We start from the raw sequence: 13106 nt of genomic DNA, 5'->3' as shown, positions 1-13106 counted from the left end.
AACAACCACGGGGCCACCAGCCCACAACCAATGGTTGTGGGCGTAGGGTCTCGGCATGGACCTCGACACCATCCGGACCTTCGTCGCCGCCGCCGAGGCGGGGCGGTTCCAGGAGGCTGCCGCCGGCCTGGCGGTCACCCAGCAGGCGGTCTCCAAGCGGATCGCCGCGCTGGAGCGCGACCTCGGCGTACGACTGTTCACCCGCACCGCGCGCGGTGCGGAGCTCACCATCGACGGGCAGGCGTTCCTGCCCCACGCGCGCGAGCTGCTGCGCGTCGCCGATCGCGCGGTCGCGTCCGTGCGACCCGGCCGGCGTCCGCTGCGCGTCGACGTGATCGCCTCACGGGTCGCGCCGTCGGGCATGATGCGCGACTTCCACCGGGCGCACCCCGACGTCGAGCTCGACGTGGTGATGCTGTTCGACATCGAGAAGGCCGTCGCCGCCCTGCGTTCCGGTGCCATCGACGCGTCCTTCCGCGCCGTCGGGGTGCCCGGCCGGCCCCTCCCCGAGGGCATCGAGTCGGTCCGGGTGCTCGACGAGCCGCTCCAGCTGCTCACCGGCCCCGCCCACGCCCTGGCGGGTGCCCGGTCTGTGGCCCTCGCGCAGCTCGCCGGGCACCGGATCTGGATGCCCGGCATCGTCCCCGGTACCGAGTGGGGCGCCTACTACGACGACCTCGCCGCCGGGTTCGGCCTCACCATCGAGGCGACCGGCCCCAACTTCGGCTCCGACGCGCTCCTCGACACGGTCGCCGACACCCCGGCCCTGGCCACCTTCATGGGCGAGCACACCCGCGTCGTCTGGCCCGCCGGCCACGGCCTGCGCCGCGTCCCGGTGACCGACCCGACCCCCGTCTACCCGCACTCGCTCCTCTGGCACCGCGACAACCCCCACCCGGCACTGACCGCCCTCCGCGCCCACCTCGCCGCCACGCGCCCCGGCCGTGACACCGCCGGGACCTGGGTGCCGAGCTGGGTGGTCGCGCGCTGATCCACGAGGTACGGAAGGGCTGCGGCCGGACTGCTCGGAACGCTTGCCCGATCGGGCAAGCGTTCATCTGACGTCAAGCCCGTCATCAGTGAAACCCACCCTTTCCGTTAACATGTTCGAGCTCACAACGACGGCGTTGGAAAACATATAAATCGGTTGAAAATTGATATCTACGACAGCGCGAGCGTTTTCGCGAACGGACGGCGACGACCCTAGGCCCGCATGGCGTCGACCACGCGTCATGCTGTGGGCCGCGGTCGGTGTGGTGGCCCTGGGATTCCTCATCGCCCTGGAGATCGCCGCGCGCCACTACGGCGAGCCGGGACCGATCACCACCCAGGCGCAAGAGGTGATCTTCGCCCCCAGATCGGGGACGGTGCTCTACGTCAGCATGGCGTTGATGATGGTGGTGCTCACCTGGCGGGAACGATTCATCGCGCTCGGCGCCGCGGTCGGCATCGACCTCGTCTTCTGGATCGTGCGCAGCATGGTCGGCGCCCAGATGATGTTCGGCAACGGCGCGTTGTGGGTGACCCTGGGCTGTGCCGTCATCGCCGTCACGCGCCGCACCGGCCGGGAGCGGGCCCTGCTGCTGAAGGGCGTCGGACTGGCCCTGCTGCTGGTGGCCGGCCGCAAGACCGGCTACACCTGGCTGCTGATCACGACCAAGACCCGCCCGATGGTGCTCGACCAGTACGTGGCGACCGCCGATCACGCGCTGGGCAACCCGTCGTGGGTGGCGGGCCGGATCGTGGAGGCCACCGGCTCGGTGGGCCACCACGTCCTCGACTGGGTCTACATCCAGCTCGCGGTGGCCGCGGTCGGCGTCGCGCTGTACCAGCTGCGCCACGTGGCCGCCGAGCGCCGCTTCCCCGGCCACCACCTGGTGCGCACGTTCCTGGTCATAGGCCTGCTCGGCCCGGGCATCTACATGATCTTCCCGGTGGTCGGGCCGATCCTCGCCTACGGCGCCGACGGCGGGCACTGGGCGCTGGCCGACCTGTGGCCGAACACGCCGCCGCCGCTCGGTACCCCGGTCCCGATGCCCTTCGACGAGATCACCCCGCGGAACTGCATGCCCAGTCTGCACACGGCGTGGGCCACCGCGATCTTCATCCACTCCCGCAGGGGCCCCCGGGCGCTGCGCTGGGCGGGCACGTTCTGGCTGATCGCCACCCTCGGAGCGACCCTGGGCTTCGGCTACCACTACGGTGCGGACATCGTCGCCGGCGTGGTCTTCACGCTCACCATCGAGGCGGCGCTGCGTGCGATCGACCACGGCTGGGACCGGTCGGCGACCCGGCTGGTGGTCTACGGCACCGCGGTCTTCGCCGCGCTCCTGGCCTCGTACCGCTACCTGTCGGTGGAGATGGCCGGGCTTCCCTGGCTCTTCGGGCCGCTGGTCATCCTGTCGATGGCCTCGGTGATCTACGGCTACGTACGGACCACCGGGCTCTGGGAGCGCGAGGCCGCCTCAGTGCGCCTTCCGCAACCGCGGCGCGAGACGCAGCCCGAACTGGTGTGAGCCGGTCCGGCCGCTTGAGGCGTGTTGATTCAGTGACCTGCCGTCCCTCCCTGCACGGATAAAGGTCGCGCGTGTCGGCGTCCTCCCTTTTCGGGGTGTGCCGGATATCAGGCCGCAGGGCGGAATGGAAGAGGCCAAAGGCCTGGTCGAGGCGGGCGGAGGGCCCGGCATTTCCGGGACGTGAGTCCTTGGTTTCTCTTCGCGGAAGAGAGGGCCGAAATGCCGGTGGGCGAATCCCGGCTCCGGGCGGGTGCATTCCCGGTCGAGCGGGTTCGGCGGCCGACGCCGGCCGTGTCACGATGCCCTTGCCAGGGCGCCCGCCCGGGGGCGCCGGTGCAGCGGTCGTCCGCAGCCGTGCATGGATCGGCCGGACCCGGGCAGGCGCAGGTCCAGCAGGACGGAAGGTGATGCCGGATGGTGCCGGAAACGGAGGACGGGCGGTTCGCCGTCGCGGTGGGCGCGGTGGACGGGGTGACCGTCCTCACGCTCACCGGTGAGCTCGACCACGACACGGCCGCGCCCCTGCGCGAGGCCCTGGAGGCGGCGGTCGCGCCGGGCGGCCGGATGGTCGTCGACATGGCGCGGCTGGACTTCTGCGACTCCACCGGACTGAACGCCCTGCTGCACGCCCGGCTCTCGGTCCAGGAGGCCGGGGGCAGGCTGGAACTGGCCGGGCTGAGCGGGCCGGTGGCCCGGATGTTCCGCATCACCGGCGCCGACGGGGTCTTCCCGGTCCACGCGGACGTGGCGCGGGCGTTGCGGGCGGATCATTCTTAGCGAGAGGGAGCGAAGGGTCATGGGGCAGCGCGGGTCGGCGGACCGGAACTGGCTCCTGGTCCTCGACGGGCTCCCGGACCCCGTCAGCCGCAGCCGTGAGTTCACCCGTCGGGCGCTGACCGCCTGGCAGTGGCTGCCGGCCGAGGGCGAGGCCGTACGGGAGGCGGCGGAGGACGTCCTCCTGCTGGTCTCGGAAGTGGTGGCCAACGCCTGCCTGCACGGCGGGGGGCCCGGGGCGCTGGTGCTGGACCGTACGGACGAGCGGCTGCGCATCGAGGTGACCGACACCAATCCGGCACCGCCGGAGCCCGGTGGGCACGGACTCCCGTCGGACCCGGCCCGGCCGGGCGGCCACGGGCTGCTGATCGTGGAGCGGCTGGCCCGGGCCTGGGGTTCGCGGCCCGGAGCGCTCGGCAAGTGCGTATGGCTGGAGGTGCCCTGGCCGACGGCCGGGCTCAGCCCAGAGCGTCCAGGGCCGTGATGATCTCGCCGGTGGAGCTGACCCGGCCCAGGCGGGGGAAGATCTTGCCGAAGGAGTGGGCGTGCGAGGCCGCGTCCAGGTCGGCGGTGGCGTCCTCCGCGAAGACCAGCCCGTAGCTGTGCTCCCAGGCCGTGCGGGCGGTGGACTCGACGCCGATGCTGGTCGAGATGCCCGCCAGCACGATCCGGTGGATGCCGCGGCGGCGCAGCTGGAGGTCGAGCTCCGTCCCGGTGAAGGCGCCCCAGTGGCGCTTGGTGACGCGTACGTCGCCCAGCGCGGCCAGCTCGTCCGGGATCTCGGAGAACGCCGGGGGCGGGGCGGTGGCCGGGCCGGGGGTGTCGACGTCGGTGGTGGGCAGGTCGCCGCCGTCGGGCGACCAGGCGACGTTGACCAGGACCACCGGCAGCCGGTGGGCGCGGAAGGCCTCGGCGAGCGCGATGCCGTTCTTGAGGATCTCGGAGCCGGGGCGGACGGTCGGCATGCCCAGGATGCCCCGCTGGAGGTCGATCAGCACCAGCGCGGTGCCGGAGTCCAGGGTCAGGGTGGTGGGGGTGGGAGAGGTGGTCATGCTCGGGCTCCTCGGTCGGTGTGCGCAGGCGTACGGGCAAGGGCGGGCGGTGCGGCTCCGCCAGGGGGCGGGGTCAGTCCTCCGCCAGGCGGCGCAGCAGCGGCACGGCCTCGGCCAGCAGCCGCAGCTCCTCGGCGGTCAGCCGCCCCGCCATCAGCTCGGCGATCCGGCCGTGGCCGGCCTCGCGGCGCTCGCGCACCAGGGCGCGCCCCCGGTCGGTCAGGGAGACGAGCAGCCGGCGCCCGTCGGTGGGGTGCGGGGCCCGGGTGACGTACCCCTCGGCCCGCAGGGAGTTCACGGTGGCGATGAGGGACTGCGGGCGGATCTTCTCGGCCCGTGCGAGATCGGCCGCGGTGGCCGAGCCCAGCCGGTCGAGCCGCTTGAGGACGGACATCTGGGACAGGCTGATGCCCCCTCCCGTCGCCGCCCGCACCTGGCGCACCAGCATGCCCACGGCCATCTGGAGTTCCTCGGCGATGTCGTGCACCCCGTCGTGCGGCTCCGGTCGCGATGTCATACCCCGACCCTAGGGAACGACAGGGAAACTTGCAAGGAAGACTGATGATCTGCCTCGCCCTAAGATGGGAACATGAGTGCGAATGATCGAGGTGTGGGGGAGGTCCGGCCCGCGCCGGGCCCGGAGCTGACCGGGGCCGAACTGCTGCGCTGGTACTGGACCCTCGAAGAACTGTCCGCGCTGGCCCGGCGGCTGGGCGTCCCGGCCGGCGGCGGCAAGGCCGCGCTCACGCGACGGCTCGCCGCCGCGCTCGACGGGCATGAGCCCCCGCCGCCGGAGGTCACCGCCCGGCGTGCCGGCCGTCAGCTGGCCGCCCCCGTCGACGCGGACACCGTGATCCCCGAGGGGCAGCGGTGCAGCCAGGTGCTGCGGGAGTTCTTCGTGCGGGAGGTCGGCCCCGGCTTCCACTTCGACGCCTTCATGAGGGAGTACGTGGCCCAGGGCGCGGGCCGCACCCTGGGCGAGGCCGCCGCCCACTGGCGCGCCACCCGCCGACGGGCCGCCGAACCCCAGCCGGTCGGCGCCCAGTTCGAGTTCAACCGGTTCCTGCGCGACTGGCACGCCCGCCACCCCGACGGCTCCCGCACCGAGGCCCTCACCGCCTGGCGGGACCACCGCTCCAGGCCCCGCGACTGAACCCCGGGCGGCCGGGACGCTCGGGCGGCGGCCGGGTGATTGGCGGCCGTACGGCGCCCGGGGCTCCATTCCGGGCGGAGGAACGGGGGAAGGTCGGTCCGTATTCACTGGATCGACTGACTTCGTTCACTGGATCGAACGACTTCGCCCACCGGTGAACCGCCGGGTGGCGCGGAAGGACCGCCGGGCCGGAAACAGCCGGTGCGCGGCCCGGTGCGACCGGTGAGCCCGGCGAGCCACCGGGCGGGGGAGCGGGGGCGGGGGCGGACCCCGGGCGGGCCGCCGCGCGCCGAGCCGGGCGTGATCTTCCCGTAGGCGCACACCCAGCTGGGGCGGCATCGGACACCGCGGCCGCCGGCCGCGGGCGCGCCCCCGGCGGCGGACGCGCACCGCCGCGGCCGGTCCTCGGCGAGCGCCTTCGCCGGTGTCTCCCGGCGCTCCTTCGGGCGTACGCCCAAAGCCCACCCGTCGTGCGCGGGGTGGCCCGAACCGGACGCACACCCCCCAGATCGCCGCACATCCCGAAAGATCATCGAGATCATCGGAAATGATCTTCTCTGTACTGTCGAAGACGACATACTGACCGGTGTGATGATCCAAGACGACGCCGTTGTGATCGAGACCCAGGGCCGCGCGGGGGTGGTCACCCTCAATCGCCCCAAGGCCCTCAACGCCCTCACCCACCCCATGGTGCTGCGGATCGCGGAGGCGCTCACGGCCTGGGAGCAGGACCCCGCAGTGGACCACGTCATGATCCGCGGCGCCGGGGAGCGCGGCCTGTGCGCGGGCGGTGACATCCGGGCCATCCACGCGGACGCGAAGGCGGGGACCACGGGCTCCCTCGACTTCTGGCGCGACGAGTACCGGCTCAACGCCCGCATCGCCCGCTACCCCAAGCCCTACGTGGCCCTCATGGACGGCATCGTGATGGGCGGCGGCGTCGGGCTCTCGGCCCACGGCAGCGTCCGCGTCGTCACCGAGCGCTCCCGGGTGGCCATGCCCGAGACCGGCATCGGCTTCGTCCCCGACGTCGGCGGGACCTACCTGCTCTCCCGGGCCCCCGGCGAACTCGGCACCCACCTCGCCCTGACCGGCACCGCGGTCGGCGCGGCCGACGCCCTGCTGTGCGGGCTCGCCGACCGGTACGTGCCCTCGGACTTCCTGGAGGAACTCGTCCGGGACCTCACGGAGGGCACCGACGGCGCCCCCGCCGACAAGGTCGTGGACCGCTACGCCCTCCCCGCCCCCTGCTCGGACGGACTCGTCGCCGACCGGGAGTGGATCGACCGGTGTTACGCCGCCGACACCGTCGAGGAGATCCACTCCCGCCTGCTCGGCACCGGCCTGCCGGCGGCCCGTGAGGCCTCCCGGACCCTGCACGCCAAGTCCCCCACCGCCCTCAAGGCCACCCTCGCGGCGCTGCGCCGGGCCCGTGCGCTGGACTCCCTGGAGCGGGTCCTGGAGCAGGAGTACCGGGTTTCCAGTGCCGCCCTGTCCGTGCCGGACCTGGTGGAGGGCATCCGCGCGCAGGTGATCGACAAGGACCGTCGCCCCCGCTGGTCGCCGGCGGCGCTGGTCCAGGTGCGGCCGGCCGCGGTGGAGCGGTTCTTCGCCCCGCTCGGCGAGGGCCGCGAACTGACCTTCTGACCTTCCCGCAGGGGCGCACCGGCCGAGGACCGGGGGCCGGACCGGGCGCGGACCGTACGCCCGGACCGGCCGCGGACCCGGCGTCCGGTCGCCCGCGTCGCCCGGTCAGTCGCGGTCGATCCGGGTCGCCAGGCCGTCGAGGACCCGCTGGAGCCCGTAGTCGAAGTTGTCCTCGCGCAGCCGCGCCGGGTCCTGTTCCCGCTGGGTGGCGTAGTGGTCCTGCGTCAGCGGGTGCTCGTCGGGGGCGTGCCGGCCGGTCGGCGCCAGGGACCGGAGCCAGTCGGCCTCGCTCATGCCGCTGCGGGCGAGCAGCGAGAGGTAGGAGGCCTCGCTGGTCGTGGCGCCGATGACATAGGAGATGACCGCCTTCATGGCGAGGTCGGCCTCGCCGGGCGGGAAGCCGGCCGTCCGGGCCAGCCGCAGCATCCGCTCGGACATCCGCATCAGGTTCGGGCCCAGGTGGGCCAGCCCCACCTGGCCGAGGACCGAGGCCACCCAGGGGTGGCGCAGGATCATGTCGCGCAGGCTGTGCCCGCTGTGGGAGAGGGAGGCGCGCCAGCCGTCCGGACCGCCGGGCTCGGGGAGCTCCAGCTCGCCGTACACCTCGTCCACGACCAGCTCGATCAGCTCGTCCTTGTTGGCCACGTGCCGGTAGAGGGAGGTGGCGGCCGTGCCCATCTCGGCGCCGAGCTTGCGCATGCTCAGCGCCTCGATGCCCTCGGCGTCGAGCAGTCGCACCGCCGCCGCGACGATCTGCTCCTGGCTGAGCGGGGCCTGCTCCTTCTGGCGGCGCGGCCGGGCCCAGACGGAGGGAACGGGGGCGGAGGACTGCTGTTCTGATGGGGACATGCCCCCACCCTAGCCGTCTGCGGACGCTGTACGCGGCATGCGTACAGCGGAATCGCGGGAGCGGGTCGCCGGCCGGCGCCACCGCCCCGGGCCCTCGCGGGACGGCTTCCCGGGGAGGGCGGAGTGCGGGACCCCCGTCGGCGCGTCGCGCCGGTCCCCCTCCCGGACGAACCGGTCGCACCGCTTGAACAACGGGCCCTTCAGGCCGCACTGTTGGCCGGTAGTCGTCCAGCTGACCAGGAGACCGCCTTGTCGCCGCACACCTCCCCCCGGCACGTCATCGACCCCGCCGGCGGCTGCCCGCACGCGCTCAACGCCCGGCTGCGCGCCGAGGGCGCCGTGGCGGAGGTCGTCCTCCCGGGCGGGGTGCCCGGCGCCGTCGTCCTGGGACACGAGGCGCTCAAGGAGTTCCTCGCTCACCCCGACGTGGCCAAGGACGCCCGGCACTTCCCCGCCCTGCACGACGGCAGCATCCCCGCCGACTGGCCCCTGCGGGTCTTCGCCAACGCCCAGGGCATGCACACCGCCGACGACGCCGACCACCGGCGCCTGCGCTCCCTCGTCGGCAACGCCTTCACGGCCCGTCAGGTGGAGCGGCTGCGCCCGCGCGTCGAGGAACTGGCCGACGGCCTCCTCGACGACCTCGCCGCGGCCGCCGCCGGATCCGCCGACGGGGTCGCCGACCTGCGCACGCACTTCGCACTGCCGCTGCCGATGAGCGTCATCTGCGAACTGCTCGGCGTGGACCCCGAGCACCGAGGCCGCCTGCACCACCTCTCCAACACCGTCATCGTCTCCACCGACACCACCCCGGCCGAGGTGATGGCCGCCGTGCGCGAGCTGGTCGAGCTGATCGCCGCCATCGCGGCCGCCCGCCGGGCCGCCCCCGGCGAGGACCTCACCAGCGCCCTGATCGCCGCGCGCGACGAGGACGGGGACCGGCTCAGCGAGGCCGAACTCATCGGCACCATGCGGCTGATGCTCGTCGCGGGCCACGAGACCACCCTCAACCTCATCAGCAACGCCGTCCGCGCCCTGTGCGCCCACCGCGACCAGCTCGCCCTGGTCATGGAGGGCAAGGCGAGCTGGTCGGACGTGGTGGACGAGACCCTGCGCTGGGACGGGCCCGTCAGCTGGTTCCCCTTCCGGTACCCCACCCGCGACCTCACCGTCGCCGGCACCGTCATCCCGCGGGGCACCCCCGTCCTCGCCGGATACACTGCGGCCGGCCGCGACCCGTCCTTCCACGGCCCGGACGCCGACCGCTTCGACCTGACCCGGCCCACCGCCGCCCGCAACCTCTCCTTCGGTCACGGCGCGCACTACTGCGTCGGCGCGCCCCTCGCCCGGCTGGAGGCAACCATCGCCCTGGAACGCCTCTTCACCCGCTTCCCCGGCCTCGACGTGGCGGTGCCCGAGGCCGGGCTCCCGCACCAGCGCAGCTTCATCGGCAACAGCGTCGAGGCGCTCCCGGTCCGCCTGGCCTGACCCGGGCCGGCTCGGTCCCGTACCGCCCTACGGGGCGGGCGCGGGCGCGGAGAGTTCCGTGCTGAGCCACCCCAGCGCGTCGGGGTACATCGCGCTCCACGTCTGGAAGTTGTGTCCGCCGGCCGGGCGCACGAGCGTCTTCACCCGTACCCCGGTGCCCTTCGCCGCGCGGGCGAACTCCGCCAGCTGCCGCGGCGGGCTCTCCCTGTCCTGGGCGGAGGTGGCCAGGAACAGCCCGACGTCCGCCCCCTTCGTGTGCCCGAGCAGCCACGCCGGGCTGTTGCGTTCGCGCAGCCCGGGATCGGCCAGCACCCCCGCGTCCCCGGTCAGCGGATCGGGGTCCAGGGCCGCGCCCGCCCGGAACACCTTCGGGTACTGCAACGGCAGCTTCGCCGCGCAGAAGGCCCCGGTCGAGACGCCCATCAGCCCCCACCCCTTCGGCTCGGGCAGCGTACGGAAGTTCTTCGCGACCAGGTCCGGCACGTCCCGGGCGAGCCAGGTCGCGATCTTGCGCTGCGGGGTGTCGCTGCAGTCGGTGTTCACCCCGCCCGGATAGATCTCCGGCATCACCAGGATGAACGGGCGTGCCTCGCCGAGCTGGACCAGCCGCTCCAGCGCCCCGGGCATGGAGCCCAGGTCCATCCAGGAACGCGGCGTACCCGGATAGCCGTGCAGCAGCATCACGACCGGGAACCGGGTCCGGTCCGCCCCCGGGGCGTCGTAGGCCGGGGGAGTCCACACGATCACCTGCCCGGCGAGCTTCGAGTGACTGCCCCGGACGTACGTGCTGAGCGTGCCGTCCCCGCCCTGGGTGAACTTGGCCCGGCCGACCGGCGGCCCCGTCATCGCGGAGGCGTCCTGCCCGTTCCCGGTGCCCAGCAGGTCGTCCCAGGAGGCGTACAGCCCGAAGCTGCCGTTGATCCACGCGGCGACCACGCAGATCGCCGTCAGCTGGCACAGCCCGATCATCAGCACCCGCGCCGTCCACCGCACCGGGGCGGGCCCCGGGACCCGGTTCCACAGCAGCAGCGCCAGGAGCACGGCCAGCACCGTGACCACGATCAGCGTGACGAGGAACGCGGTACTGGTCAGCTCCACGGCGTCGGCTCCTGAGGTGCGGGAGGGCGGGACGGCAGGCGGGTGACGTCCTGACGGGGCCCTCAATGTACGGCGCCCGCGGGCCCGCGGGCGCGGGCCCGGGTCGTGTCGCCGCGGGCGCCGGGGCGGACCCGCCGCCGCCCCGGCCCGCCGCCGATCACGGCGGGCGGACGTCCACGGTGACCGTGTGCCAGCCCGTCGCCCCGTCCGGGAGGGTGCCGGAGCGCGTGCCCGTCTGGGTCCGTCCCGAGCCGTCCGTGGCCCGGACCTGGAGCGTGTGCCCGCCGGGAACGGCGTCCCAGGGCCACACCCACTGCCGCCAGGTGTCGACGCCGTCGGCCGCCGCCAGCCGGGCCGCGAGCCACGGGCCGTCGTCGACCCGCACCTCCACCCGGGAGATGCCCCGGTGCTGCGCCCACGCCACCCCGGCCACCATCACCCGCCCGGGTGACACCCGGCCGAAGGGACGCGGGGTGTCGATCCGCGACTGCGTCTTGACGGCGGCCTGCTGCGCCCAGGAACGCCGGACCCAGTACGCGTCGTAGGCGGCGAAGGTGGTCAGGCGCAGCTCGGTCAGCCACTTGCAGGCCGACACGTACCCGTACAGGCCCGGTACGACCATCCGGACCGGGAATCCGTGGGCGAAGGGCAGCGGCGCGCCGTTCATCCCGACGGCGAGCAGCGCGTCCCGGCCGTCCATGACGGTCTCGACGGGCGTTCCGATGGTCATCCCGTCGACCGAGCGGGCCACCAGCTGGTCGGCGGGGCCGCCCTCGGAGGGCGGGCGCACCCCCGCCTCGCGCAGCACGTCGGACAGGCGGACGCCGAGCCAGCGGGCGTTGCCCGCGTACGGGCCGCCCACCTCGTTCGAGACGCAGGTCAGGGTCACGTCGTGCTCGACGAGCGGCCGGGCGAGCAGGGCCCGCAGGTCCAGGTCCAGCGGCTTGGCGACCCCGTCCCCGCGCAGCGTCAGCCGCCAGGTGCCGGCGTCCACGCGCGGGACGACCAGGGCGGTGTCCACGCGGTAGAAGTCCCCGGTGGGGGTGATGAACGGGGACAGGCCCGGGATCCGCAGGTCCGCCCCGGCGGGTACGGGCGGCGCGGGGACGGCCGGCGGCGGCAGGGCGAGGTCCGCCCGGGACGCGGTGGCCCGCGCCGAGCCGTGGGCCCCGAGACGGCGCCCGGCGAGTCCGGCCACCGCCGAGGCCGTGACCGTGGCCGCCACGATCCTGCCGAAGCCCCGCCGGTCCATGGGCCAGGTGCCACCCGGCCGCCCCGGCGCGGGGCGGGGCCGCCGCAGGGTGGTGACCAGCAGGTACAGCACCCCGGCCGCGACCGCCCCGCCCGCCAGCGACGGCAGGGCGTCCCGCCAGCCGGCCTCGGGCCGGCCGAGCGCCGCCACCGCCCCGAGCACGCCCACCGCACCGGCGAGCGCCAGGCCCGTACGGAGCCGGTGTACGGCGAGGACTCCCGTCGCGGCGGCGAGGGCCGCCAGCACCAGAGTGATCCCGAGCGTCAGCACCGGTTTGTCGGCGGTGCCGAAGGTACGGATGGCCCATTCCTTGACCGCGGCGGGCGTACGGTCCACCACGGCCCCGCCGACCGCGGTGAGCGGGGCCGCCTCGGGCCGGACGGCCACCGCCGCCAGCGATGCCACCGCCAGTCCGGCGAACGCCGACACGAGCCCTGCTACGGCCCCGGCCGGCCACAGCCGGCGGGCGTCGCGCGTCCGCCCCACGGGTCCCATCGGCGTTCACCTCCGCCCGTAGGCGCATCGCCGTGCGCACGGTCCGGTCCACGCGCTCCCGGCGAGCGGGTGCCGCCGCGCGGAGCCGGTACCCCTCCACCCTTCCACGGTCGCGCGACGGACGTCGCGGCGGCCGCGGCCGGCGGAGCCGGCTACGCGGTCCGGGTGCCGGGCAGGGCCAGCAGGACCAGGGGGTTCGTCGTCGGGGCGGCGGAACCGCCCTCGGGCTCCACGGTGACGCCGACCCCGGTGGCCCCGCGCACCGGGCCCGCCAGGAGGGCCGGGGCGTCGGGCCGCGCGGGATCCATCAGGCCCGCGGGGCGCATGCCGCCGTCCGGACCGGCGAACCACAGCTGGTAGACCCGCCCCGCCGGGGGCGCCGCCATCCCGGAGGGCACGAACACCGCACGGTCCCGCTCGCGGGAGAGCACCACCGTCCCCGTACCGCCGGCCGCGATCCGGCCGGACGCCAGCCGGGCGTCGGGGGCGGACAGCACCCCGGCCAGTGCCGCCTCCCGGGCCTCGGCCGCCCGGGCCTGCTGCCGTGCGGAGTCCGCCCGCTGGTACTGCCAGGCCGCGACCCCGCCCAGCCCGGCCGCCACCGCCACGCAGGCGGCCAGGGCCCACCGGGCCCACGCCCGGCGCCGCGGAGCCCGGTGCCGGGCCGCCCCGGGCGCCGGCTCCGTGCCGGGCGCCCGCTCCGTGCCGAGCAGCCGCTCCGCGCCGGGCTCCCGCTCTGCCCTGGGCGCCCGTTCCGCGCCGGGCTGCCGCTCCGTGCCGGG

Annotated in this window: 13 protein-coding genes; 7 read left to right on the top strand and 6 right to left on the bottom strand. The window is 74.6% G+C overall.

The features are described from left to right. The first annotated feature begins 55 nt into the window (after positions 1-55). The 4 genes from ABZW32_RS20365 (at position 56) to ABZW32_RS20350 (ending at position 3774) form a co-directional block, all read left to right on the top strand. Complete coding sequence (locus ABZW32_RS20365; protein ID WP_356217744.1) at positions 56-991, top strand: LysR family transcriptional regulator; 936 nt, start codon at positions 56-58, stop codon at positions 989-991. Positions 992-1232: 241 nt separating this feature from the next. Continuing rightward, positions 1233-2516 (top strand): phosphatase PAP2 family protein, encoded by a 1284-nt coding sequence (locus tag ABZW32_RS20360; RefSeq protein WP_356217742.1) that lies wholly within the window; start codon positions 1233-1235, stop codon positions 2514-2516. Between the two features lie 414 nt (positions 2517-2930). Beyond that, positions 2931-3293 (top strand): STAS domain-containing protein, encoded by a 363-nt coding sequence (locus ABZW32_RS20355; RefSeq protein ID WP_356217741.1) that lies wholly within the window; start codon positions 2931-2933, stop codon positions 3291-3293. Between the two features lie 19 nt (positions 3294-3312). After that, positions 3313-3774, top strand: coding sequence for an ATP-binding protein (locus ABZW32_RS20350; RefSeq protein ID WP_356217739.1), 462 nt, complete (start codon positions 3313-3315; stop codon positions 3772-3774). On the opposite strand, the gene ABZW32_RS20345 is transcribed toward ABZW32_RS20350, so the two are convergent. Then, positions 3749-4342: a hydrolase gene (locus ABZW32_RS20345; protein WP_356217737.1), complete on the bottom strand. Its 594-nt coding sequence runs from the start codon at positions 4340-4342 to the stop codon at positions 3749-3751. The genes ABZW32_RS20350 and ABZW32_RS20345 overlap by 26 nt on opposite strands. A gap of 73 nt (positions 4343-4415) precedes the next feature. Next, positions 4416-4859 (bottom strand): MarR family transcriptional regulator, encoded by a 444-nt coding sequence (locus ABZW32_RS20340; RefSeq protein WP_356217736.1) that lies wholly within the window; start codon positions 4857-4859, stop codon positions 4416-4418. A 72-nt stretch (positions 4860-4931) separates the two neighbouring features. Here ABZW32_RS20340 and ABZW32_RS20335 point away from each other — a divergent pair, with 72 nt between their 5' ends. Together ABZW32_RS20335 and ABZW32_RS20330 are read left to right on the top strand one after the other, a co-directional pair. Further along, a complete protein-coding gene (locus ABZW32_RS20335; protein WP_356217734.1) occupies positions 4932-5495 on the top strand; it encodes a DUF6434 domain-containing protein in 564 nt (187 codons plus the stop codon). 591 nt (positions 5496-6086) lie between these two features. Next, on the top strand, positions 6087-7142 hold the full coding sequence (locus tag ABZW32_RS20330) for an enoyl-CoA hydratase/isomerase family protein (RefSeq protein ID WP_356217861.1): 1056 nt from the start codon (positions 6087-6089) through the stop codon (positions 7140-7142). Between the two features lie 105 nt (positions 7143-7247). Here ABZW32_RS20330 and ABZW32_RS20325 read toward each other — a convergent pair whose 3' ends face one another. Beyond that, a complete protein-coding gene (locus ABZW32_RS20325) occupies positions 7248-7991 on the bottom strand; it encodes a TetR/AcrR family transcriptional regulator (protein WP_356217732.1) in 744 nt (247 codons plus the stop codon). Positions 7992-8240: 249 nt separating this feature from the next. Here ABZW32_RS20325 and ABZW32_RS20320 point away from each other — a divergent pair, with 249 nt between their 5' ends. After that, positions 8241-9479, top strand: coding sequence for a cytochrome P450 (locus tag ABZW32_RS20320; protein ID WP_356217730.1), 1239 nt, complete (start codon positions 8241-8243; stop codon positions 9477-9479). Positions 9480-9506: 27 nt separating this feature from the next. Here the strand turns inward: ABZW32_RS20320 and ABZW32_RS20315 are convergent, their stop codons facing one another. The 3 genes from ABZW32_RS20315 to ABZW32_RS20305 form a co-directional block, all read right to left on the bottom strand. Then, positions 9507-10577, bottom strand: coding sequence for an alpha/beta hydrolase-fold protein (locus ABZW32_RS20315; RefSeq protein ID WP_356217728.1), 1071 nt, complete (start codon positions 10575-10577; stop codon positions 9507-9509). Positions 10578-10734: 157 nt separating this feature from the next. After that, a complete protein-coding gene (locus ABZW32_RS20310; RefSeq protein WP_356217726.1) occupies positions 10735-12324 on the bottom strand; it encodes a molybdopterin-dependent oxidoreductase in 1590 nt (529 codons plus the stop codon). A 152-nt stretch (positions 12325-12476) separates the two neighbouring features. Continuing rightward, positions 12477-13106 (bottom strand): anti-sigma factor (locus ABZW32_RS20305; RefSeq protein WP_356217724.1); only part of this gene is annotated, 630 nt, incomplete at its 5' end.

The sequence above is a fragment of the Streptomyces sp. NPDC004667 genome, from assembly GCF_040609475.1.
In the GTDB taxonomy this organism is placed as follows: Bacteria; Actinomycetota; Actinomycetes; order Streptomycetales; family Streptomycetaceae; genus Streptomyces.
This window is presented reverse-complemented; position numbering and strand designations above follow the sequence as displayed.